The sequence below is a fragment of the Streptococcus suis genome (assembly GCA_024583055.1).
GTDB lineage: Bacteria > Bacillota > Bacilli > Lactobacillales > Streptococcaceae > Streptococcus > Streptococcus suis_V.
The window spans coordinates 85,903-108,635 of the sequence record CP102145.1 but is presented as its reverse complement, the minus strand read 5'-3'; the positions used below and the strand labels follow the sequence as shown (position 1 = coordinate 108,635).

At 45.5% G+C, this 22,733-nt stretch carries 22 protein-coding genes; 7 read left to right on the top strand and 15 right to left on the bottom strand.

Going from position 1 to position 22,733, the window contains the following annotated elements:
• Positions 1–56: 56 nt before the first annotated feature.
• Entirely contained in the window at positions 57–692 is a 636-nt protein-coding gene (locus NQZ91_00545; GenBank protein ID UUM57906.1) for an NAD(P)H-binding protein, read from the top strand.
• Positions 693–901: 209 nt separating this feature from the next.
• Positions 902–2,434 carry an ATP-binding cassette domain-containing protein gene (locus NQZ91_00540; protein UUM57905.1) on the top strand — a complete coding sequence of 511 codons (1,533 nt, stop codon included), beginning with the start codon at positions 902–904 and terminating at the stop codon, positions 2,432–2,434.
• A 407-nt stretch (positions 2,435–2,841) separates the two neighbouring features.
• Here the strand turns inward: NQZ91_00540 and NQZ91_00535 are convergent, their stop codons facing one another.
• Positions 2,842–4,512: a formate--tetrahydrofolate ligase gene (locus NQZ91_00535; protein ID UUM57904.1), complete on the bottom strand. Its 1,671-nt coding sequence runs from the start codon at positions 4,510–4,512 to the stop codon at positions 2,842–2,844.
• Between the two features lie 204 nt (positions 4,513–4,716).
• Between NQZ91_00535 and NQZ91_00530 the strand changes: the two genes are divergently transcribed.
• The 4 genes from NQZ91_00530 (at position 4,717) to NQZ91_00515 (ending at position 8,320) form a co-directional block, all read left to right on the top strand.
• Entirely contained in the window at positions 4,717–5,400 is a 684-nt protein-coding gene (locus NQZ91_00530; protein ID UUM57903.1) for a phosphopantothenate--cysteine ligase, read from the top strand.
• A 4-nt stretch (positions 5,401–5,404) separates the two neighbouring features.
• On the top strand, positions 5,405–5,950 hold the full coding sequence (gene coaC / locus NQZ91_00525; GenBank protein UUM57902.1) for a phosphopantothenoylcysteine decarboxylase: 546 nt from the start codon (positions 5,405–5,407) through the stop codon (positions 5,948–5,950).
• Positions 5,951–5,969: 19 nt separating this feature from the next.
• On the top strand, positions 5,970–6,509 hold the full coding sequence (locus tag NQZ91_00520) for an ECF transporter S component (protein ID UUM58787.1): 540 nt from the start codon (positions 5,970–5,972) through the stop codon (positions 6,507–6,509).
• 92 nt (positions 6,510–6,601) lie between these two features.
• The gene (locus NQZ91_00515; GenBank protein ID UUM57901.1) at positions 6,602–8,320 is read left to right on the top strand and encodes a phospho-sugar mutase; all 1,719 of its coding nucleotides are present in this window, start codon (positions 6,602–6,604) and stop codon (positions 8,318–8,320) included.
• 773 nt (positions 8,321–9,093) lie between these two features.
• Here NQZ91_00515 and rfbD read toward each other — a convergent pair.
• From rfbD to NQZ91_00455, 12 genes are all read right to left on the bottom strand, one after another.
• Entirely contained in the window at positions 9,094–9,954 is an 861-nt protein-coding gene (rfbD, locus tag NQZ91_00510) for a dTDP-4-dehydrorhamnose reductase (protein ID UUM57900.1), read from the bottom strand.
• Positions 9,955–10,007: 53 nt separating this feature from the next.
• The gene (rfbB, locus tag NQZ91_00505) at positions 10,008–11,048 is read right to left on the bottom strand and encodes a dTDP-glucose 4,6-dehydratase (GenBank protein ID UUM57899.1); all 1,041 of its coding nucleotides are present in this window, start codon (positions 11,046–11,048) and stop codon (positions 10,008–10,010) included.
• A 191-nt stretch (positions 11,049–11,239) separates the two neighbouring features.
• Positions 11,240–11,725 (bottom strand): phosphoribosylanthranilate isomerase, encoded by a 486-nt coding sequence (locus NQZ91_00500; protein UUM57898.1) that lies wholly within the window; start codon positions 11,723–11,725, stop codon positions 11,240–11,242.
• Positions 11,725–12,318, bottom strand: a complete 594-nt coding sequence (locus tag NQZ91_00495) for a dTDP-4-dehydrorhamnose 3,5-epimerase family protein (protein UUM57897.1) — start codon at positions 12,316–12,318, stop codon at positions 11,725–11,727. Before NQZ91_00495 ends, NQZ91_00500 begins: the two co-directional genes overlap by 1 nt.
• The gene (gene rfbA, locus NQZ91_00490; GenBank protein ID UUM57896.1) at positions 12,318–13,187 is read right to left on the bottom strand and encodes a glucose-1-phosphate thymidylyltransferase RfbA; all 870 of its coding nucleotides are present in this window, start codon (positions 13,185–13,187) and stop codon (positions 12,318–12,320) included. The genes NQZ91_00495 and rfbA overlap by 1 nt, the downstream gene beginning before the upstream one ends.
• Positions 13,188–13,279: 92 nt before the next feature.
• Positions 13,280–14,104 carry a ZIP family metal transporter gene (locus tag NQZ91_00485; GenBank protein ID UUM57895.1) on the bottom strand — a complete coding sequence of 275 codons (825 nt, stop codon included), beginning with the start codon at positions 14,102–14,104 and terminating at the stop codon, positions 13,280–13,282.
• A gap of 205 nt (positions 14,105–14,309) precedes the next feature.
• Entirely contained in the window at positions 14,310–15,104 is a 795-nt protein-coding gene (locus tag NQZ91_00480) for a Nif3-like dinuclear metal center hexameric protein (GenBank protein UUM57894.1), read from the bottom strand.
• The gene (locus NQZ91_00475; GenBank protein UUM57893.1) at positions 15,094–15,777 is read right to left on the bottom strand and encodes a tRNA (adenine(22)-N(1))-methyltransferase TrmK; all 684 of its coding nucleotides are present in this window, start codon (positions 15,775–15,777) and stop codon (positions 15,094–15,096) included. Before NQZ91_00475 ends, NQZ91_00480 begins: the two co-directional genes overlap by 11 nt.
• A 1-nt stretch (position 15,778) precedes the next feature.
• Positions 15,779–16,459 (bottom strand): DnaD domain-containing protein, encoded by a 681-nt coding sequence (locus tag NQZ91_00470; GenBank protein ID UUM57892.1) that lies wholly within the window; start codon positions 16,457–16,459, stop codon positions 15,779–15,781.
• 9 nt (positions 16,460–16,468) lie between these two features.
• Positions 16,469–17,410, bottom strand: a complete 942-nt coding sequence (gene metA, locus NQZ91_00465) for a homoserine O-succinyltransferase (protein UUM57891.1) — start codon at positions 17,408–17,410, stop codon at positions 16,469–16,471.
• A 112-nt stretch (positions 17,411–17,522) separates the two neighbouring features.
• The gene (locus NQZ91_00460) at positions 17,523–18,035 is read right to left on the bottom strand and encodes an adenine phosphoribosyltransferase (protein UUM57890.1); all 513 of its coding nucleotides are present in this window, start codon (positions 18,033–18,035) and stop codon (positions 17,523–17,525) included.
• Positions 18,036–18,061: 26 nt separating this feature from the next.
• A complete protein-coding gene (locus NQZ91_00455; GenBank protein ID UUM57889.1) occupies positions 18,062–18,550 on the bottom strand; it encodes a DUF3114 domain-containing protein in 489 nt (162 codons plus the stop codon).
• Between the two features lie 91 nt (positions 18,551–18,641).
• Between NQZ91_00455 and NQZ91_00450 the strand changes: the two genes are divergently transcribed.
• Positions 18,642–19,898 (top strand): ISL3 family transposase, encoded by a 1,257-nt coding sequence (locus NQZ91_00450; GenBank protein UUM57888.1) that lies wholly within the window; start codon positions 18,642–18,644, stop codon positions 19,896–19,898.
• An 8-nt stretch (positions 19,899–19,906) separates the two neighbouring features.
• Here the strand turns inward: NQZ91_00450 and NQZ91_00445 are convergent, their stop codons facing one another.
• Positions 19,907–20,482: a DUF3114 domain-containing protein gene (locus tag NQZ91_00445; GenBank protein UUM57887.1), complete on the bottom strand. Its 576-nt coding sequence runs from the start codon at positions 20,480–20,482 to the stop codon at positions 19,907–19,909.
• Positions 20,467–22,677 carry a single-stranded-DNA-specific exonuclease RecJ gene (gene recJ / locus NQZ91_00440; GenBank protein UUM57886.1) on the bottom strand — a complete coding sequence of 737 codons (2,211 nt, stop codon included), beginning with the start codon at positions 22,675–22,677 and terminating at the stop codon, positions 20,467–20,469. The genes NQZ91_00445 and recJ overlap by 16 nt, the downstream gene beginning before the upstream one ends.
• Positions 22,678–22,733: the final 56 nt, after the last annotated feature.

Here is a 22,733-nt window from a genome sequence, read left to right as displayed (position 1 = left end):
AATGCTCAAAATAGGTATATAATTACTACATAGTGATATCCAAGGGAGGAATTCTTATGTCAAATGTACTTTTATTCGGAGCAAGTGGCTTTTTAGGTCAAGAAGTGATGGAAAAATTGATTGCGAGCGGTCATCAGCTAACTGCTATTACACGGTCATTTAATCCCGAAAATAGCAAAAAATTCCGTCCAGACATCGACTGGGTAGAGGCCGACCTCTATCAAGCAGATCAGTGGAAGGAATTGCTTAATGACCATACTGTTGTCATTAACTTGGTCGGTATGGTCAAAGAAGAGCCCGAAAAAGGCTTAACCTATGATAAGGTCATTCTCGGTGCTGCCAAGGTGATTGCGGATGTTATGGCTGATAAAAGTGACCACCACTACATTTACGTATCTACCCACCTCGAAGGGCTTGCGACGCCAGAAGGCTACCGCAAGGCTAAAAAAGAGGCGGAGGATTATCTCTTGGCGCAATCCTTCAAAACGAGCATCGTCCGTCCTAGCATGATGTACGGTCCAGGCAAGGCAGGGACAAATGAAAGAGCCCAGGCTATTCTGGAAAAAATGGACCCTGCAAGTCCAGCTTGGGCCGGTCGACCAATTGCCGTGGAAAAGGTTGCCCAGACCATTGCTAACATTGTCAACGGAAAAACTGACCAAACCATATTCGAAAATGATGATATGGCTTGACAAATTATTCCCAATCAGATATAGTAATACTATCAAAAGAATACGAGGTAAAGGACCATGGACACAGACAAGTAATCTCTATTAAGTTTATACTTAGAGGTAGCTTGCCTGTGTCTATTTTTCCTGTTCTCCTATTCCCAAAATAGGTCTTTTTTGAGCAGGCACGCTACTGAGTAAGTAGTGTGTTTTTTCTCATACAAGGAGGCCTTATGCTCATCACAACACAAAATCTCTCGATCCACCACCAAAAAGACCTGCGTCCACTAGTAGCCGACCTCACCCTCACCATCAATAGTGGCGATAAGGTGGCTATCATTGGCGAAGAAGGCAATGGCAAGTCCAGCCTTCTCAAGACCTTGCTCAATCCAGACATGGTAGCAGACTATCTCCTGATAAGTGGCACGATTCAGCGCCACTTCAGCGCACCGATCTACATCCCACAGTCTCTTCCTTTGGAAATGGCAGAGCTGACACTCAATGACTACTTCTTTTCTCAAGTAGATCTTGATATTGATTTCGGACTGCTCTATCGCTTCGCCGACCAACTGACTTTTGACAGTGACCGATTGAGCAGTGACCAATTGATTTCTAGCCTGTCCGGTGGAGAAAAACTTAAAATCCAACTCATCAAATCGCTCGCTAAGCATTCTGATATTATTTTCCTAGACGAACCGTCAAACGACCTAGACCTAGATACGCTCTCATGGTTGGAAAACTATATTGCCACTAGCTCCAAAACGATTGTCTACGTCTCACACGATGAGGATTTTCTTGCTAAAACTGCCACAAAAATTGTGCATTTACAATCTGTAAAGAAAAAAATGCTGGCCAAAACAAGCGTTCAGACCATAGATTATCAAGCCTACCGTGACCAGCGCGAGGCAGCCTACTATAAACAGATCCAGCAAGCGCAAAACGACCGCAAGGAATTTGAAAAAGTCATGGAAAAACACCGTCGCCAAAAATCTCAGGTCCGGAATACCTTACTTAATACCCATGATGCAACAGCTGGACGGCTAGTAGCCAAAAAGATGAAATCTGTTTTAGCTAGGGAAAAGCGCTATGAAAAACAGGCAGAAAGCATGACCAAAATGCCCTACCATGAAGATGCCATTCACCTGTTCTTTTCTGACATTCAGCCGTTGCCAGCGCACAAACAGATTATCGACGTACAGGGGGAAGAACTGTGGTGCCCTGAGCGCCTGTTGGTCAAAAATCTCTTCATGAAGGTCAAAGCAGGTGAGAAAGTCGGCATTATCGGAGCCAATGGTGTCGGAAAATCCAGCCTCATCAAGTTCCTCTATCAGCATCTGCAAACCAGGTCTGACCTACAGCTGGGCTACATGCCTCAGCACTATGCAGATTTATTGCCATTAAGCAAAACTCCTCTCGCATTTTTAGCAGGAGAAAAGGATAAAGAGGAACAAGAGGCTGCTCTCACCTACCTGGCCAGTCTCCAATTCACCCGCGAAGAGGTTCACCATGCTATTTCCGATTTATCAGGGGGGCAACAAGCAAAATTACTGCTCTTAAAAATGGTATTGGACAAGGCCAATGTTTTACTACTAGACGAGCCCAGTCGCAATTTTTCACCCATTTCACAGCCCAACATTCGTGAATTATTCTCGGATTATCAGGGGACACTTATCTGCGTCTCGCACGATCGACGATTTTTGAGGGAGGTTTGTCATCAGGTTTACAAACTAAGCAAGCAAGGACTATACAGGCTAGACAGCATCTAAATAAAAGTCTCACAGCGAGACTTTTTCATAATGCAGACAAACTAAATTCTGGATAAATAAACTGAGTAGCTCTGCTAAGAAAAAACAAAAATTTAGTTTATTTTACGAGCGGAGCGAGCCCTAAGCCAGGACTTTCCGCTGTGATGAAAATGCCTGAAACGTTGTCGTTTCAGGCATTCGGAGTATTTGAGACCTCAGGCTCAAATACTAGGTATAGAATTCCGTAGGTAGCTCAAACAGTCTGGTAGACTGCTTGAGGAGTAAACCTAGAAACAAGAAAGTTTACTACCGTCCGATATCACCTCAGGTAAGTCTGAAAAGAGATTTGTCTACAAACTCAAAAAGTCTCATAGCGAGACTTTTTTGTATTTTTATTCAATTAGGCTGGTTCTAATCATAAACCATTTCTAAAACAAGCCCAAGGCTGAACCATCTGCTGCCACGTCCATGTTGAGAGCCGCAGGTGCTTTTGGCAAACCAGGCATGGTCATGACATCACCGGTCAAAGCCACGATAAAGCCAGCACCTAATTTTAGTACAAATTCACGGACAGTAATATCGAAATCAGTCGGTGCCCCCAGCGCAAATGGATCATCTGAAAAACTGTACTGGGTCTTGGCCATACAAACAGGCAATTTATCCCAGCCATTCTTGGCAAATTCGGCCAATTGATTGCGGGCTTTCTTTTCAAAAACGACACCCGTTCCACCGTAAATCTGCGTCACAATCTTACTGACCTTGGTTGCCAAATCATCGTCAGACTGATAAATGGCTTGGTAGTTGGCCTGCTGTTTTTCAATGGTTGCGACTACCGTTTCAGCCAAAGCAACTCCACCGGCCGCACCGTCTGCCCAGACACTGGCAAGTTCGACAGGAACACCTATTTGACCACACAGTTCTTTGAGTGCAGCGATTTCGTCAGCTGTATCAGATACAAATTCATTGATGGCAACGACAGCTGGAACACCGTATTTCTGGATATTTTCGACATGGCGCTTGAGATTGGCAAAGCCAGCTTTAACAGCCTCGACATTCTCAGTCGCAAGGTCTGATTTTGCGACACCACCGTGCATCTTCAGAGCTCTCAGCGTGGCAACAATCACCACGGCATCAGGCGATTTTGGCAAATTCGGTGTCTTAATATCCAAGAATTTCTCTGCACCCAAATCTGCTCCAAAACCAGCCTCTGTGACCGTATAATCTGCCAAACGTAGAGCCGTCGTAGTCGCAAGGACTGAGTTACAACCATGGGCAATATTGGCAAAGGGACCACCATGAACCAAAGCGGGCGTACCATAAATGGTTTGAACCAAATTTGGTTTAATCGCATCTTTGAGAATGAGAGTCAGCGCTCCTTCCACCTGCAAATCCCGAACAAAAACCGGTGTACGGTCATAGCGATACCCAATGACAATGCTTGCCAAGCGTTCTTTGAGGTCGTCTAGGTCCGTCGCCAAGCAGAGAATGGCCATAATTTCAGAGGCAACCGTAATATCAAAGCCATCTTCACGCGGTACACCGTTCAGCGGTCCACCCAGACCAACTGTGACCTTACGAAGGGCGCGATCATTTAGGTCTACCACCCGTTTCCAAATAATCCGGCGCGGATCCAAGCCCAACTCGTTTCCTTGATGCAAATGATTATCAATCAGAGCAGACAGGGCATTGTTAGCTGTTGTAATGGCGTGCATATCCCCTGTGAAATGCAAATTGATATCTTCCATCGGTAGAACCTGCGCATAGCCACCACCAGCAGCTCCCCCCTTGACACCCATTACAGGTCCAAGCGATGGCTCCCGCAAGGCAATCATGGTTTTCTTGCCAATTTTTGCCAGAGCATCTGCCAATCCAATAGTCACAGTGGACTTGCCTTCTCCAGCTGGAGTTGGGTTGATGGCTGTTACCAAAATTAACTTGCCAAGCTCATTGTCCTTGACTGCATTGATTTTATCAAAAGACAATTTAGCCTTGTATTTTCCGTATAATTCGAGGTCATCAAATCCAATTCCGACCTGCTCAACAATCTCTGTAATCGGCTTGAGTGAAACACTCTGTGCAATTTCAATGTCTGTTTTCATGCTGGCTCCCCTTAGCGAAATATTTTTTTCCAGTATATCACATCCCCTTGGAAAATCGGAAACATTTTTATGAAAAATAGTAAGAGTATTCGGATTTTGTGGCGGACTATCATTCAATAACAGTTATAGTTTGATTCCATTTTAGTAATAGTCTATTGGTCGCGAAAACTTTACGAAAAATGGAAAATTTAGTACAATATGGACATGAAAATCATCATTACATCAGGTGGAACCAGTGAGGTTATTGACCAGGTCAGGGCTATCACCAACCACGCAACAGGTACCTTAGGAAAAATCATTGCCGAACAGGCTCTGGCAAGAGGGCACGAGGTAACTTTGGTGACAACCAAGCAAGCTGTCAAGCCAACATTTCATCCTCATCTGACAATTGTAGAAATCACCAATGTAGAGAGCCTGAAAGAAACTCTTGAACCTCTTGTCAAGACCCACCAAGTCCTCATCCACAGCATGGCCGTTTCCGACTACACACCGGTCTACATGACTGGCTTGGACGAGGTTAGGGAAACAGAGGACATCACCAGCCTACTGGAGAAGAAAAATACGGAAACCAAGATTTCATCCAAGGCTGACTACCAGGTGCTCTTCTTGAAAAAAACACCCAAAGTTATCTCCCATGTCAAACAATGGAATCCAGGCATCCAGTTAATTGGCTTTAAGTTACTGGTCGACGTGCCCAAGGAAGAACTATTTGCCGTGGCACGAGATAGCATCCAGCGCAACAAGGCAGACTACATCCTGGCCAACGACCTAGCGGACATTACTGCCGACAAACATCTGGGCTACCTGGTGTCTCAGACCGAGGCTATTCCTGCCGAGACCAAGCAGGACATCGCCCAACTCATTTTAAATACCGTAGAAAAGGGGTAAGACTATGGCAAGAATTACGCTTGCGGTGACAGGGTCTATTTCCGCCTACAAGGCTGCTGACATCACCAGCCAGCTGACAAAACTCGGTCACTCTGTGACAGTCCTCATGAGCCGCTCTGCTATGGACTTTATCACGCCCTTGACCCTTCAAGCCCTGTCCAAAAATCTGGTCCATACCGACCTCATGCTGGAGGAAAATCCTGCCTCTATCAAGCATATCGATATTGCCAAGGAAACGGACCTTTTCCTGGTGGCTCCTGCCTCGGCCAATACTATCGCCAAGCTAGCAAACGGTATGGCAGACAATATGGTGACGGCGACGGCTCTGGCCATCCCTATCGGGGTGCCAAAATTGGTCGCTCCTGCCATGAATACTAATATGTACCTCCACCCAGCCACACAACACAATCTGAAGACCTTGACAAGCTATGGCTATGAAGAAATCAAGCCTCGGGAGGCCCTGCTTGCCTGCGGTGATTTTGGAACTGGGGCCCTGGCTGAGGTTAACATCATCATAGAGAAAGTGAGTAGAATTTTAAGTGAGAAATAGACAGTCCAATCAGGTGGCCATGACAGCCATTTTTATCGCCATTATGATCATTATCGAGGTCATCAGCCAGGCTATTTTTGCCAGCTTCGTACTTCCTGTCAAGCCAACCATTACCCACATCCCTGTCATCATTGCTAGCATCCTCTACGGACCAAAGCTGGGAGCCAAGCTAGGCGGCTTCATGGGCGTCATGTCCATTATCCGAAATTCCATTATCCTATCGCCTATGAGCTATGTCTTTAGCCCCTTGGTGGAAAACGGGAACTTCTACTCTATTCTGATTGCCCTTGTCCCACGAATTTTGATTGGGGTCACGCCTTATTATATCTACAAATGGCTGAGCAATAAGCCTGGGCTGGCTATGGCGGGGCTGACTGGTACATTGACCAATACCATTTTTGTCCTGTCCGGTATTTTCATTTTCTTTGGCTCTGTCTACAAGGGCGACATTAAACTGGTCCTAGCAGGCATCGTTTCTATCAACTCCATCACGGAATTGATTGTCTCAGCCCTATTGACCGTAGCCATTGTTCCGATTTTGCAGAAAGTTGTAAAATAAATCTCAGAAAATCATGTGAAAGCATGATTTTTTTTTTTGAAAATGGTATAATGAAAGCGTTTAATAGAAAAAATTTTTTAAGGAGATATCCTATGTCTTATCAAGAAACCTATCAAACTTGGCTAGATGTTGCTGACCTGCCTGACTACCTTCGTCAGGATTTATTGGCTATGGATGAAAAAACCAAGGAAGATGCCTTCTATACAAATCTTGAATTTGGTACAGCGGGTATGCGTGGCTATATCGGTGCTGGTACCAACCGCATCAATATCTACGTGGTGCGTCAAGCAACCGAAGGTTTGGCAAAATTGGTCGAGTCTAAAGGTGAAGAAGCTAAAAAACGTGGGGTAGCGATTGCTTACGACACTCGCCACTTCTCTCCAGAATTTGCCTTTGAATCCGCACAGGTCTTGGCAGCACATGGCATCAAGTCTTACGTCTTTGAAAGCCTACGCCCAACACCAGAATTGTCCTTTGCTGTCCGCCACTACAATGCCGTTGCAGGTATCATGGTGACTGCCAGCCACAACCCTAAAGAATTCAATGGTTACAAGGTTTACGGCGAAGATGGTGGACAAATGCCACCAGCAGATGCCTCTGCTTTGACAGACTACATCCGTGCTATTGACAATCCATTTGCAGTGGAATTGGCTGACTTGGAAGAAAGCAAGGCTAATGGTCTGATTACGGTTCTCGGTGAAGAGACAGACCGCCTCTACCTGGATGAGCTCAAGTCTATCAATATCAACAAAGACTTGATTGCTGAGCATGGTAAGGACATGAAGATTGTCTATACCCCACTTCACGGTACTGGTGAGATGTTGGCTCGTCGTGCCTTGGCTGAAGCTGGCTTTGAGTCTGTGGCAGTTGTCGAAAGCCAAGCAACAGCTGACCCAGACTTCTCAACAGTTGCCTCTCCAAACCCTGAAAGTCAAGCTGCTTTTGCACTTGCCGAAGAACTTGGCCGCGAAGTTGGTGCAGATGTATTGCTGGCAACAGACCCAGATGCTGACCGCGTTGGCGTCGAAGTTCGTCAGGCAGACGGTTCATACTGGAACCTGTCTGGTAACCAAATCGGTGCTATCATTGCTAAGTATGTCCTTGAAGCGCATAAACAAGCAGGTACCCTCCCAGCAAACGCTGCCCTTGCTAAATCAATCGTGTCAACTGAACTGGTAACTAAGATAGCTGAAAGCTATGGCGCAACCATGTTCAACGTCTTGACAGGTTTCAAATTCATCGCTGAGAAAATCCAAGAATTTGAAGAAAAACACAACCATACTTACATGTTTGGTTTTGAAGAAAGCTTTGGTTACTTGATTAAGCCATTCGTGCGCGATAAGGATGCCATTCAAGCCGTTCTGATGGTCGCAGAGATTGCTGCCTACTACCGCTCTCGTGGCATGACCTTGGCAGATGGTATCGACGAAATCTTCAAGGAATACGGTTACTTCGCTGAGAAAACCATCTCTGTTACTCTTTCTGGTAAAGACGGTGCCGAGCAAATCAAGGCTATCATGGCTAAGTTCCGTGAGCATGCTCCTGAGCAGTTCAACAAGACAGACATTGCTCTCTTCGAGGACTTCGCTCTGCAAAAGGCTGTCGCTCTTGACGGAACGACAACTGAACTGACAACACCTCCGTCAGATGTGCTCAAGTACACCTTGACAGACGATAGCTGGTTTGCCGTTCGCCCATCAGGTACCGAACCAAAAATCAAATTCTACATCGCAACAGTTGGCGCAACCTTAGGTGAAGCTGAAGAAAAAATCGCCAATATCGAAAAAGAAATTACAGAATTTGTAGGATAGAAATAAGGTCACAGCTGAGCTGTGGCTTTTTCTATGGTTATATTTTAGCAACTAATAAAATCAGTTACGCCACTTCATCCGCTCGATGATTGACCGGATCAATAACTTGTGGTTGGAAGCACCGAAAAACTCAAAAAACGGCTCTATAAGACTGTAGTGGGTAAATCCCCTATAGAGATTATGGAGCCTTTTTGAGTATCAAAAAGTCCCATATGACCTATAATGAAAAAAGACTAAACCATCATTAGAAAGGAATCATATGGAATAGATAAACAGTCAGGGAAGTGATTGTTTATCCCCGAGCCAAGAAATAATAAAGCGAGGATAGTATCACAAACTTACTTGGAACGAAAGACCCCAACATCACTATTTTGGATCATGTGGACTGCACTTCTCACAAAGAAATTCTTGCCAAACTGGATTATTCAGCTATTTTTACAATCATCAACGTTTTCAAGAGCACAACGACGGCCTTGTCCCTCTTGAAATGAGGAACAAGGCCGTCGCCTAATCTTTTATTATTACATTGTCCACTTGACAGGGAGCTGTTCAAATACTTTAGCGAGTTTAACGGTTATTTCTTTAACCAAATAACTTTGCTACAGTCTTAAACGGATTTACGCAGGAGTTAGTTAGCGCTAACTCCTTTTATATTTTTATTATAAACCATTGAACTTGATTTTTCAAGTAAAATACCTGGGAAATTATATGAATGCTAAGAAATATTTCCTGGGATATGTAGAGGTTTCGTGACCAATATTATATTATCCTAGCTACTTATCACCCATTTTTTCCTGCTCATAAAACGCCTGCAAGGCCTCTTGCCATGTCGGGATGACAAATCCTGTTGCCTTTGCCTTATCCAAGCTCATGGTTGAGTTGAAAGGACGCTTAGCCTTGGCTGGGAACTGGCTAGAGTCCACTGGTAATACCTTAGTGTTGGTATTCTTGAGGATCTCTGTCGCAAAGTCAAACCAAGTCGTATCTTCTACCGCATCGTTTGACAAATGATAGTAGCCAAATGCTTGCTTGGTTTCCACCAAATGTACCATAAATTCTGCCAAGGTCCGTGTCCAGGTTGGACGCCCATGCTGGTCATTGACTACTGTTAATGTGTCTCGAGTTTGAGCAAGATTTTGCATAGTGAAAACAAAGTTTTTGCCATAGTTACCAAAGACCCAAGCCGTACGCACTGTGTAGAACTTGTCTGCAAATTTCTCAACTGCTTCTTCACCCAAACGCTTGGTACGACCGTATTCAGATTGAGGATCTGGTTGATCATCTACTTGCCATTCTTGACCGACTGGCAACTCACCGTTGAAGACATAGTCTGTTGAGATATAGACAAGGGTTGCACCGTATTTGGCTGCAGCCTTGGCAATATTTTCAGAGCCCGTTACGTTAATCTTGTAGTTGAGCTCCTTGCCCTCATCTTCTGCCAAATCAACAGCTGTGTAGGCTGCACAGTGGTAAACAACGCTTGGCTTGACCTCTGCAAAGAAGGCATCTACTTTCTCTGCATCTGTGATGTCCATTTCTGCTACATCAGCGGCAACGTACTCGACACCACGTTCATCCAAGAGATAACGCAATTCTGTACCCAACTGACCATTTGCACCTGTAATTAAAATCATGTTTGCTCCTCGTTTCAAGAAAGGCTTGGGCAAAAGCCCTAGCCTTCTGTTTTTTATTTAATAACTTCCTGTGTCTTAGCATAGTTGGCTTCAACAGCTTCTTTTTCAGCCTTCCACCAGTCTTGGTTATCTGTGTACCACTGGATTGTTTCTTCCAAACCTTCAGAGAAGTTGGTAAACTGCGGTGTCCAGCCAAGCTCATCACGAAGTTTGCTTGCGTCAATAGCATAGCGTAAATCGTGTCCTGCACGGTCAGTCACGTGATCGTAAGCATCTTTTGGTTGACCCATTTTTTCAAGAATCAATTCAAGCACTTCTTTGTTGTTCTTCTCACCGTCAGCACCAATCAGGTAAGTTTCACCCATACGGCCTTTTGTCAAGATTGCCCAAACACCAGTCGAGTGGTCGTTGGTATGAATCCAGTCACGGACGTTTTTACCTTCACCGTACAATTTTGGCTTGATACCTGCCAAGATATTGGTAATTTGACGTGGGATAAATTTCTCGATGTGTTGGTAAGGACCGTAGTTGTTTGAACAGTTTGAAATGGTTGCTTTGACGCCAAAAGAACGCACCCATGCTTTGACAATCAAGTCTGAAGCAGCCTTGGTTGATGAGTAAGGTGATGATGGGTTGTAGTTGGTTTCCGCAGTGAATTTCTCACCTGGACCTTCTCCATGACCTGGCAAGTCTTCACGCAAAGGAAGATCGCCGTAAACTTCATCTGTTGATACATGATGGAAACGGATGTCGTATTTACGAGCCGCTTCAAGCAATGTGTAAGTACCGATAAAGTTGGTATGGATAAATGGGCTCGGATCGTTGAGAGAGTTGTCGTTGTGGCTTTCTGCCGCATAGTGAACAATAGCATCTGCCTTAGCAGCCAATTTGTCAACCAACTCAGCATCAGCAATATCACCAACAACAAGCTCAACTCGGTCACCAAGAATAGCTTCCAAGTTAGCCTTGTTTCCTGCATAAGTGAGTTTATCCAAGACAGTCACATGGACGTCTGGGTGGTTATTGTAAACGTAGTGCACAAAGTTTGAGCCGATGAAACCAGCTCCACCTGTAACGATGATATTTTTATACATTTTTTTCTCCGAAAAGTTTTTTCTTTTTTGTGTGTCAACTTAGGTAGTGGGATCGTAGGCAACCACCAAGCTGTTTCATTACTAAGCCATGAGCCTAAGGTCTCATGGTTTCCCCCACTCCTTATCAGTAAAGCAAAGGAGCTTCTCACTACGGCGATGACACGCAGAAAGGCTCGCTTTGCTCGCTTATTTTACTTCAAGATTTCTTTTAAGTAAGCAATCTTAGCAAAGTCTTTTTGATTGTTGTTTTCTGCACGGTAGGAATCTTTTGAAGAGGCTTGGTAGATTTTCAGGTATTGTTCAAGTGTCGGTAGGTAATAGCGAACACCTGCTGTTTCTAGTTCTTCCAAATCTTCTAGCTCTACACCAGCAAATTCAGGCAGTGAATGTAGGCCTCCGAATTCAACAGATAAGCCGTCTTTATGAAATTCATGTTCATGACGGTCAACAAGGACGTAACCTAGTTGGTTCATCATAGCAATCAAGGCATCCGCCTGATAAATCCTTTCGTCGTCTGGGGCTTCCCAGCCACGCGGATCACTTGGAACATGGATGTCCAAATCTCCTGCCTGCCAGTCCCTCCCTGTGCGCCTTTCCAAACCAACTGAGCCCATTAACAAGGGAGTGATTCCTAACTTGTTTAACTGCTCTGCCATTTCCAAAAAGGCTTGAAACATTAGAGGTCCTCTTTTCTCAAAGGCTTGACATCCTTGAGGAATGGATGGTTTTCATCTGCTTCTGAAACTTCTGCTTCTTTTAGGTTTTCCCATTTAATGTCGAGACTAGGGTCTGCGTAGTTGACAAAAGCGTACTTAGGCTTGAGTTCCAATGCCCAATAGTCATTAACCAAGTAGCTGTAGGCCACGAAGTCTGACAAGACTTGGAAACCATTGGCTACTCCGCGCGGAACGAAGATACCTTTTGAAGCATCGATAACGGTTTGGTAGGTATTACCGAAGGTCTCTCCTTCACGAAGATCCACCCAAGTTCCCAAAACCTTACCGCCGTCTGCTACTGAAATGTATTTATCCCAAGGCTCTGCGTGAAGACCACGAAGAACGTTTTTACGAGAGAAGGAAACATTATTCTGCAATTTTCCTTCTGCAAAGAAACTTTCTGGGAAACCAAGTGGCAACATTTTTTCCTTCTGAAAATTTTCCTTGAACCAGCCACGGTTGTCACCGTGAACTGGAATATCAAATTCCAACATTCCTGGAATGGCTTCAACTGGCCGAGCTGCTAGCGTTTTACCGAAAAAATTTTCTGTCATTAGGCTTCTCCAATCAAACGGAGCAAGTATTGTCCGTATTCATTTTTCTTAAGCGGTTGTGCCAATTCATGCACTTGTTTTTTTGTAATGTAGCCCATGCGGTAAGCAATTTCTTCCAAGTTAGCCACTTGAACATTCTGCAAGCGCTGAACTGTTTCGATGTATTGAGCTGCTTCTAAGAGACTTTCATGCGTACCTGTATCCAACCAAGCAAATCCACGGCCCATAAGCTCAACAGATAAGTCGCCACGCTCTAAGTAAGCCTTGTTGACATCTGTGATTTCCAACTCACCACGAGGAGATGGTTTAATGTTTTTCGCAATTTCAACCACGTCATTGTCATAGAAATAAAGACCTGTGACAGCGAAATTTGATTTTGGCACTTCTGGCTTTTCTTCAATGGAAATAGCGTTCATGTTTTCATCAAACTCAACGACACCAAAACGTTCTGGATCCTTGACTTGATATCCAAAGACTGTCGCACCTTTTTCCTTGCTGGCTGCCCGTTGGAGCATCTTGGTCAGGCCATTTCCGTGATAAATGTTGTCACCGAGAATCAGGGCAACATTGTCATTGCCGATAAATTCTTCACCTATGATAAAGGCTTGCGCAAGTCCATCTGGACTTGGCTGCTCTGCATATTCCAAAGAAATACCCAGCTCAGAACCGTCACCCAACATATCCTTGAAGCGTGGAAGATCCTGCGACGTGGAAATGACTAAAATCTCCTTAATCCCAGCCAACATCAGGGTTGACAACGGGTAGTAAATCATGGGTTTGTCGTAAATGGGCATGAGCTGTTTGGAAGCTGCACGCGTCAGCGGATAGAGGCGAGTGCCTGAACCACCGGCTAAAATAATACCTTTCATAGTCTTACCTTCCTGCGTATAATATCAGTCCATTATACCATATTTTCAGCGTTTTTGTCATAAGGAAAAAGCCTCCGAAGAGACTTTCAAGTTTATCCAAGAGCCACGTCCAGAATCATCATGATGATGAAACCAGCCATGAGGCCCAGCGTTGCAATATCCGTATTTCCATTAGTCTGGGACTCCGGAATGAGCTCCTCGACCACGACGAAAATCATAGCACCGGCCGCAAAAGATAGGGCATAGGGTAAAATCGGTGTCATGTAGGTCACCGCCACCGCTCCAATCACAGCAGCAATAGGCTCAACAATGGCCGACATAGACCCCCAGAAAAAGGCCTTACTTCGAGTCGCACCGTCTGTCCGAATAGGGATAGCCAGGGCTGCTCCCTCAGGAATATTTTGCAGACCGATACCGACTGCTAACCCAATAGCACCTGCAAGGGCAGCAGGACTAAAGTTCGACGCTAGAGCACCAAAGGTTACCCCGACCGCCAGCCCTTCAGGGATATTGTGGATGGTTATGGCCAAAAATAGCAGAGCTGTTTTAGACAGATTTTTCCTGTCCTCCTCACCCCCACCTTCGGCCTGAGATTTGTCGTGCCCCAGGTGCAAATGTGGCACCAGAGCATCGACCAAGCGTAAAAAGATGCCTCCAAAAGCAAAACCAAGAGCTGCAGGCACCCAAGCCCAGGCGCCATAGGTCTCCTCCGCATAGCTAATCGAAGGAGCTAAGAGAGACCAAAACGAGGCCGCAATCATCACTCCAGCTGCGAAGCCCAACATGGTATCCAAGAGCCTCCGACTAATCGTTTTAAAGAAAAAAACAACCGCTGACCCTAAAATAGTACAGGACCAGGTAAAGAGCCCTCCCAACAAGGCCTGTACAACAACTGATTGTTCCATAAACCAGGTCATAGAAGAACCAACTTTCTAAATCAATATCTTAAGTTCCTATAGCATACCCCAAATTCAGAAGAATTGCAAGCTCAGATAGTTTGGATAAGTTTTGGAACCGAAAATAGAGCAAAGGTTGTTGCCACTGCCTTCAACCTGGCCCTCGCTCACTAGTATCTTTCTATTTTGGTTAAAAAAAGCACCACTAGGGTGCCAAGCATAATTTTTACAAATGTCGAAAGGGATTGGTCGACACGGTTGAAGGCAAGATTTCCACATCCCAGCCGTTTTCAGCCTTCCAGTTCTCTAGCAAATTAGCGATTTTCTTAATAAAGAGCACCTCAATGTGATGACCTGGGTCAATGGCCAAGAGGCTCTGGGTCAGCATGTCCTGACCAGTGTGATAGTAAATATCACCAGTGATATAGACATCCGCATCCTTCGCAATCGCATCCTGATAGAAGGAACCGCCACTACCGCCACAAATAGCCACTCGACTAACATATTGCTGGGCTTGATGACCATAGGTAACCAGGCGAACCGCATCCAGACCAAAGACGGACTTAACCTTCACTGCCAGCTCCTCCAAGGTCTGCTCTGCTATGGTACCCACACGACCAATACCTTGACCCTCAACAGTCTCATGAAGAACGGTCGTCTCCTCTATCCCCAAGAGTTCACAGAACCAGTCGTTCAGACCACCCTCGACCACATCAATGTCTGTGTGGCTGACATAGACCGCAATATCGTGCTTGATCAAATTCAGATAAATCTGATTTTCCAGCTTATCCGCCACCAAATCCTTAATCGGACGGAAAATAGGGGCATGCTTGACAATAATCAAATCCACCTGCTTGTCAATGGCCTCTGCCACTGTCGTTTCACGAATATCCAGGGCCACCATGACCCGCTTGATATCCTTTTTCAGCGTCCCGATTTGCAGACCGCTGACATCCCCTTCCATGGCTAGATGGGGCGGACAAAAGGCTTGATAACGTGCGATGAGTTGACTAGCTAACATGCAAAACCTCCTTGATGTGATTGATTTTTTGGGAAATGGCAGAGCGGTCATCCTGTCTTTCCAGGGGCACTTGTTCCAGGGCATAAGTGAGCTTATCCAGCTCCTTCAACCACTTATTAACAAAGACAGCTGACTGCTGCTCCAACAAATAAGGTCCAAATCGCTCTTCTGTTGCAGACAAGCTCATCTTTCCCGGCTCCGCTACTAGGATTTCATAGAGTTTGTCATTTTCTTCCAGGATTTCCTCGGCAATCAGACGATATCCACTTGCCTGGAGCCAGCGCCGAACATCGTCCTCTCGGTTATTTGGCTGGAGAATCAAGCGCTCAACGCCTGCTAACTTATCCTGACCGGCCTCCAAGATGTCGGCGATGAGCCTACCGCCCATGCCTGCGATAGTCACAGCAGTAATCTGGTCAACAGCTTCTACGGCCGCCAGCCCATTGGCCAAACGAACCAAAATCCTGTCCGTCTGTCCCGCCTGCTCGACGTTTTGAAGGGCAGACTGATAGGGGCCCTGGACCACTTCACCTGCCACGGCGAAGTCAATCCTACCCTGCTCCACCAAAAAAAGAGGGAGATAAGCATGGTCACTCCCTACATCGACTAAGCGTGCTCCGGTTGGCACGAAAGATGCGACTGTTTCCAGCCGTTTTGATAATTTTGTTTCCATTTTACTCTTTCCAGAGATCCATGGCCGCCAGAAAATCGCTGGATGCAGTGACATTCTTGGGCGATGGCAAATCTCTTTCTGCATTTTTTGCCTCTACTTGAGCGACGGTGGTAATGCCCTCCCGACGCCAGTTACGCAGAATAGCTTGAATATATTTCCAGTTGGTCTTATTGTTGAATACGGCCTCTTTGAGGGCTGCTCGAATGAGCTCAACGGAGGTCTTGTCCTCTTCAATCGTCTTCTGCAAATCCTCAATCTCAAAAGGCGACAGGAGACGGCCAAGTTCTCGCTCAAAATCACCTACAATGATCTTCAAATCATTAGCAGGAGCAAGAATCTCCACAGCAGATTCCTTAGGCGCAGCAAACAAACCATCCAGCTTTTCCAGGGCTGGGGCTGCATCAAAAATCATCTCAATCTCACCATCTAAGATAATGGTTTTCATCTCCAGCAAGCCTGAATCCTGCAGCTGTTCAATGGCCCGATTTACCTCGGCCACCGTAGCACCAATGGCCTGAGCGATGTCGCTTGGGGCAAGGGTTTCTAATTTACTGGTATTTTGAAAATAGAAAAACTGCCAAACCAAAAAAGTCTGTGATGAGGGAAATATATCCTTAAAATGAAATAGTAAGGCAGAAGGCAGGACCACGTGGCCCTGCTGAAATTGCTGTGAATAATTCATACTTCCTCTTTATAAACTCGCTGAAAGAGCTGATAATTCTGCGTGATTCCAGTCGTAAGGTGTTTCTTGATAGACCGCATAGTTGACCCAGTTTGTAAAGAATTGTGCTGCTGGCAAATTCCAAGACAGAGCTGGTCTGCTGGTCGGATCATCGTTTTTGAAATAATTCTCTGGCACATAGGGATTTTTCCCAGCCAGGCAATCTCGCTCATATTCCTTAGCCAGGGTGTCACGGTCGTACTCCAAATGACCAAAACTATAGACTTCACGCAAGTCCTTGCTGGCTAGAATAGACAGGCCGACATCTGCTCCTTGGGATAGAATTTCCAGCTGTCCCAAATGATCAATATCTTCCGCCTTGACCCCAGTATAGCGGGAATGAGGTGAGCGAAACTCATCATCAAATCCACGCATGAGGGGATTGTTTGCCCCTACTACTTCTTGGCAATAGACGCCGGACAATTTGCGATCCATCTGGTATTTTTCGACACCGTAGCGGGCGTACAGTCCAGCCTGTGCCCCCCAACAAATATGCAAGGTTGAGTAGACATTAGTCCTGGACCAGTCGAAAACTTGGACCAGTTCCTGCCAATAGTCCACTTCCTCAAATGGTAAATTTTCTACTGGAGCACCAGTGACGATGAGCCCGTCAAAATAGCTATCCTTGACCTCTTCAAAGGTCTTGTAAAATTGGTCCAAGTGGTCAGCATGAGTATTCTTGGATTCATGACTGACCATGTGCAGAAATTCCACTTCAAGCTGCAGGGGCGTATTGGCCAAAAGACGGAGCAACTGGGTCTCCGTCACAATTTTTTGGGGCATAAGATTAAGAATTAAAATCTTTATCGGACGGATGTCCTGATGGCTAGCTCGGTCGCTATCCATGACAAAGATATTCTCTTGTCTCAAAATATCTACTGCTGGTAAAGATTTTTCAATCTTGATTGGCATGGACAACCTCCTTATTATCTTATTATCTATTATAAAGCAGGTGTCCAGACAAATCAAATAGCTTAAAATTAGTACCAGTTATAGATTATAACTATACCCTTGATAGATAATCTTAATAATGCATCAAAACCTTGTAGTCGTAGTCGCCGATAGCTTCACGGCCTTTGAGGTCATCTAACTCAATCAAGAAGGCACATCCAGCAACAATTCCACCCAATTTTTCAATCATTTCGATTGTTGCTTTGACCGTACCACCAGTAGCCAACAGGTCGTCTACAATCAGGACACGTTGACCAGGTTTGATAGCATCTGCGTGCATAGTCAAGGTATCCACACCGTATTCTTTTTCATAGTCAGCCGAAATCACTCCGCGTGGCAATTTCCCTGGCTTACGAACTGGTGCAAATCCGATACCCAGTTCAAAAGCAACAGGACACCCTACGATAAATCCACGCGCCTCAGGACCAACAATCATATCAATATCCTTGCTAACAGCATACTGCACAATCTCACGAACAGCATAGCTGTAGGCATTTCCATCAGCCATCAAGGGGCTAATATCACGGAACTCGATACCCTCTTTTGGATAGTCAGGAATAGTTGCGATGTAATCTTTTAAGTTCATGTTTTTCTCACTTTTTAAAAATAATTTTACTCTCTATTATACCATGATTTTATCTTTTGGCATAATCTAAATCCTATGTCTCTGGAAAATTCCTTTCGCAGTTTAGCTACCTGAGCTGCTCTGCTATTTCCACCAAAGGAAAATATTCCCTGCCGGTTGAAATAGGAATGGTCCCAGCCCACCTTGGACTTGCGCAGTTGGAACCAGTAAATTCTAGCCGGAGACAGATAAGCCCCTGCCTCGGAACGGAGGATTTTCTTACGGTAGACAGGGTCGTGGGGACCAACCGGTTTCATGTCCAGCTTGTAGTGCCTGAGATTATTGGCCCTGGCATAGTTAAAGGAGGCACCGTTGACCTGACCATTTAAGGTCGGAGTCTCATCCAAAATCAAGGCAAAGTTCCCCTTTTCATCCAAAATAAACTCGCTGTGAAAATGGATGAGGACCTTGATGTTGAGGGGCAGGCTCTGTGTTAATTTTTCCGACTCTATAATTTCTGTAGTGGGTAAATCCACTGTAGAGATTATGTAGCCTTTTTGAGTGTATACAAAAAATCCCATATGACCTATAATGAAAAGCAACCACACTCACATTAGAAAGACTCATATGGAACAACTTTATCATACCACAGAACTAATCGGAATCAAAGACAAAAATATCAAAATTCTCTTCGTTTTGAAACATCAGACCCATCTAGAAATCAGGGCAAAGCTAGATTACGACAGTCCTCGTTGTCCTCATTGCCAAGGAAAATGCATCAAGTACGATTTTCAAAAGTCGTCAAAGATTCCGATTTTAGATTGTCAGGGCTTTCCGACCCTCCTCCTGCTTAAGAAACGGAGGTTTCAATGCAAATCTTGCCAAAAAGTGACTGTATCTGAGACTGCTCTAGTCAAGAAAAACTGTCAGATTTCCCAACCTATTTGGGAGAAAGTGACGCAACTCCATACAGAAAACATGACCAATATAGCCATCGCTAGGAGACTACATATCTCCGTGTCGGTCGTCCAGAGGAAACTGACTCAGTTTCAATTTGAGCATGATTTTACGACATTACCAAAAGTCTTGAGCTGGGATGAATTTTGTCGGAACAAGGGGAAACTCGCCTTTATTGCTCAGAATTTTGAGACGAGATCGATTGTGACCATTCTTGACAACAACCGCCAAACCACCATCAAGAACTATTTCTACAAGTATCCTAGGGCGGTCAGAGAAACTGTCGAGGTCGTAACAGTGGACATGTCGGGTAGCTATATTCCCATCATCAAACAACTATTTCCAAGAGCTAAAATTGTCCTTGATAGATTTCACATTATCCAACACCTGAGCCGTGCTATGATGACGACTAGAATTGATATTATGAAGACTTTCGATACGCGTTCCCTACCTTATCGATCCATGAAAAATCACTGGCGTATTCTCCAAAAAGATAGCCGTAAACTGTCTCTGAATCGCTTCTTTTCCCGCACTTTCGGGCAAACAGTAACACCGAGAGAGGTTATCCAGAAGACATTGAATTTCTCTGTGGAACTGAAATTCTATTACGAACTCTATCAGATCCTTCTCTTCCATTTCCAAGAGAAGAACTCGAAACATTTCTTCGAACTTCTAGAGGACAATCTGAATCTTGTCAATTCAACCTTTAGGACTGTTTTTAAGACATTTCTAAAATATAAAACTTACATCACGAACGCCATGGAGCTTCCATATTCCAACGCTAAACTGGAAGCGACCAATAAACTCATCAAAGACATTAAGAGGCAAGCGTTTGGCTTTAGGAACTTTACGAACTTTAAAACCAAGATATATATTGCTTTAAACATCAAAAATGAGAGAACGAATTTCGTCCTCTCTAGGTGTTAGCTTTTCATCTACCCACTACAGTTGACAAAGAGCCATTTTTCCCTGCGAAAGAGTTGCTTGTTGTGGAGGCGGGCAGATTGCCGCAGTTGGTAACTCCGGCGTGGCAAAGTAGACAGGTAGCTAGTCAAGGCCTGCCAGTCTGATTTCCCCTGCCCGTAGTGCCTGCGGACCCAATCCGCCTGCTGGTAGGAAATCAAGTAACGGAGCTGGTGAACCTGCTTAGGTAGGCTCTCATCAGGGTAAGCTAAGTCAACTAGCCGAGCAAACTCCCTCCAAAAGGCATGATGTGGAGGCAGATTTTGGTCCATCTGTCCCATTAACCAGGTCAGGTGCTTCTGCTCCAATTCCTCTGGAAATTCAAGACTGGCAATAATCTGGTCCACCAACTGAGCAGAGCTTGCCTGGTCCAAGTTTCTTCTCATTTCCTTCAAAGTCTCCGCACAGGCTAGGCTGGCAAAGGTCAACTGGTCTAGTCTCTTAGCTTGAAGAGGAATGCTACAGGTCTGACACTTACGCCAGGGTAAGAAGGGCAGACAGATAAGGACTGCCAATAATAAGACCTGCCAGATCATGATGAACCACACAGCCAATCATAAATTTCTTGGACCGTTCCCAGGGCAAAAAGCTCCTGCTGGACGACCGTTTTCTTCAGGTCTTGGTAAATCTGACTGTCCGAAATCTCCCGCTTCTGGGCATCCTTATTAACCCTCATCACCCCATCTGAAATGGTGACAAACTCCAATTCCTGGAAAATCTGAATCATCTTGACCAGCAAGCTATCCTTAATTTTCAGATAAGCAGCCAAATCCTTGAGTTTATAACGCACATCAAACTCATCAAACTGGTAAATGGTCTTATAGAGCTTGGCAAATTGCTCCCGACTCCCGTATCCATCCAAATAATATGGCTTGGCTATCTCATTTTTGAAGTAGATAGCCTCGAATTGATGTTCTTGGAAATAGCTGCGCAGACTTTCTAAATCCTCTGGCAAACTAGCTAGAGCAATGACAGGCGAACTCGTCTGCTCTGCCATGTCCACCAGAGGAATGCCAGCAGGAATCGGATGCTGTTTACTGCGAATGTTATAGAGCTGAACACCGTCCACACGCGCGTCCACCAGCATGAGCTGCAGGCTGGTATTGCCATTCCATTTGTTGACAGAAAGGGTCACAGCTAGCTCCAGATCCTTGGCCTGAGAAAATTCCAGAGCCAGATTGCCCTTGCCAAAGGCAACGACGTCAAATCCGGCTGCTCCCTTACTGATCCGTAGCTTGAGGTGGGCATTGTTTTGCCCCATAGTCCGGGCAGACTCAACCTGAAAATCCTTGACATAAAAGACCGGTTTTTTGTTGTCCATGCCGTAGGGAGCCAGCTTGTCAAAGGATTTTAAAGTATCCAGGGTCAATTCCTCTAGGTCAATCTCCTCATCAATAACCAGTGCAGATTTCTGAGACAAGTCCAGTTTATTCTCTTCGATAAAGGTCGCTAAAGTGTCCGCCAGCTGGTCTAATTTATCCACTTCCAGCGTCATGCCAGCAGCTCCAGCGTGACCGCCAAAGGCGATAAAGAGGTCCTGGTGGTCCTTGAGGGCTTGGAAAATATCAACAGCCTCCGGTGACCGGGCAGAGCCCTTGGCCCGCCCTTCCTCAATGGACAGGACAATGACCAGCTGGCCCAGCTCTTCCAAGAGACGGCCTGCAACGATCCCCAGCACACCAGGATTCCAGCCTTCCTTGGCTAGAACCTGTACAGGCCGACTGGTATCTAGCATGGTCTTGGCCTCATCATAAATAGCCTGGACAATATCCTTGCGTTCCACATTTTTAGCATCAATCATGAGGGCAATTTCATGGGCCTCTTCATCGTCAAAGCCAGTCAAGAGTTCAAGGGCTGGATTGGGGTCATCCAGGCGGCCCAGGGCATTGAGGCGGGGGGCAATTTGAAAACCGACCGTTTCTTCATCAAGGCCATCGAGCTCAATCCCAGCAATCTTCATCAATTCTTGTAGGCCAGCCCGCTCAGTTTGTTTGAGCAGAGAAAGGCCGTATTTGACCATAACCCTATTTTCATCGGTCAGGCTGACCATATCGGCTATGGTTCCAATTGCGACTAGGTCCAATAGGTCTGCATGAACCGTCTCCAAAAGTGCGCATGCCAATTTGAAGGCGACGCCACAGCCAGCCAGGTGCTTAAAGGGATAGTTGCCTTCGGGATGCTCTGGATGAACAATGGCATAAGCAGCCGGTAAAGTCGCCTGAAGGGAATGGTGGTCCGTCACAATCACATCAACACCCATCTCTTGGGCATAGGCAATAGCTTCATGACCCGCTACGCCATTGTCAACCGTAACAATGAGAGAAATCCCCTGCTGCTCAATGAAATACTTGTAGACAGACTGGTTGGGGCCGTAGCCATCGGTAAAGCGGTTGGGCAGGTAGACCTGGACCTCCGCCCCTAGCTCCTCCAAGGTCTCCTTCAAAATCGAAGCTGATGTCATGCCGTCCGCATCGTAATCACCATAGATCAGAATCTGCTCGTAGTCCTCAATGGCCCGACGAATCCGCTCAACGGCCTTGTCCATGTCATGCAGTAGATAAGGATCATGCAGGTCTTCAAGGCTGGGCTGCAAAAATTTCTGCAAATCCTCCGCTGTCTGGATGCCCCGCTCGTAGAGGAGCTTGGCTGCGATAGGGTCCAACCCTTCTTTCTTTGCCAATTTGACAAATGTTTCATCAGAAAAACTGGGCATCAATTGCCAGTCATATTGTGGTTTAATCACACTTTTTTCTCCTTAGCATCTATCTTTCCATTATACCATGTTCAAAGGAAAAAACG

Coding starts and splice junctions, on each gene's coding strand:
- NQZ91_00545 (UUM57906.1), top strand. CDS start 57: ATGTCAAATGTACTTTTATTCGGAGCAAGTGGCTTTTTAGGTCAAGAA.
- NQZ91_00540 (UUM57905.1), top strand. CDS start 902: ATGCTCATCACAACACAAAATCTCTCGATCCACCACCAAAAAGACCTG.
- NQZ91_00535 (UUM57904.1), bottom strand. CDS start 4,512: ATGAAAACAGACATTGAAATTGCACAGAGTGTTTCACTCAAGCCGATT.
- NQZ91_00530 (UUM57903.1), top strand. CDS start 4,717: ATGAAAATCATCATTACATCAGGTGGAACCAGTGAGGTTATTGACCAG.
- coaC (UUM57902.1), top strand. CDS start 5,405: ATGGCAAGAATTACGCTTGCGGTGACAGGGTCTATTTCCGCCTACAAG.
- NQZ91_00520 (UUM58787.1), top strand. CDS start 5,970: ATGACAGCCATTTTTATCGCCATTATGATCATTATCGAGGTCATCAGC.
- NQZ91_00515 (UUM57901.1), top strand. CDS start 6,602: ATGTCTTATCAAGAAACCTATCAAACTTGGCTAGATGTTGCTGACCTG.
- rfbD (UUM57900.1), bottom strand. CDS start 9,954: ATGATTTTAATTACAGGTGCAAATGGTCAGTTGGGTACAGAATTGCGT.
- rfbB (UUM57899.1), bottom strand. CDS start 11,048: ATGTATAAAAATATCATCGTTACAGGTGGAGCTGGTTTCATCGGCTCA.
- NQZ91_00500 (UUM57898.1), bottom strand. CDS start 11,725: ATGTTTCAAGCCTTTTTGGAAATGGCAGAGCAGTTAAACAAGTTAGGA.
- NQZ91_00495 (UUM57897.1), bottom strand. CDS start 12,318: ATGACAGAAAATTTTTTCGGTAAAACGCTAGCAGCTCGGCCAGTTGAA.
- rfbA (UUM57896.1), bottom strand. CDS start 13,187: ATGAAAGGTATTATTTTAGCCGGTGGTTCAGGCACTCGCCTCTATCCG.
- NQZ91_00485 (UUM57895.1), bottom strand. CDS start 14,104: ATGACCTGGTTTATGGAACAATCAGTTGTTGTACAGGCCTTGTTGGGA.
- NQZ91_00480 (UUM57894.1), bottom strand. CDS start 15,104: ATGTTAGCTAGTCAACTCATCGCACGTTATCAAGCCTTTTGTCCGCCC.
- NQZ91_00475 (UUM57893.1), bottom strand. CDS start 15,777: ATGGAAACAAAATTATCAAAACGGCTGGAAACAGTCGCATCTTTCGTG.
- NQZ91_00470 (UUM57892.1), bottom strand. CDS start 16,459: ATGAATTATTCACAGCAATTTCAGCAGGGCCACGTGGTCCTGCCTTCT.
- metA (UUM57891.1), bottom strand. CDS start 17,410: ATGCCAATCAAGATTGAAAAATCTTTACCAGCAGTAGATATTTTGAGA.
- NQZ91_00460 (UUM57890.1), bottom strand. CDS start 18,035: ATGAACTTAAAAGATTACATCGCAACTATTCCTGACTATCCAAAAGAG.
- NQZ91_00450 (UUM57888.1), top strand. CDS start 18,642: ATGGAACAACTTTATCATACCACAGAACTAATCGGAATCAAAGACAAA.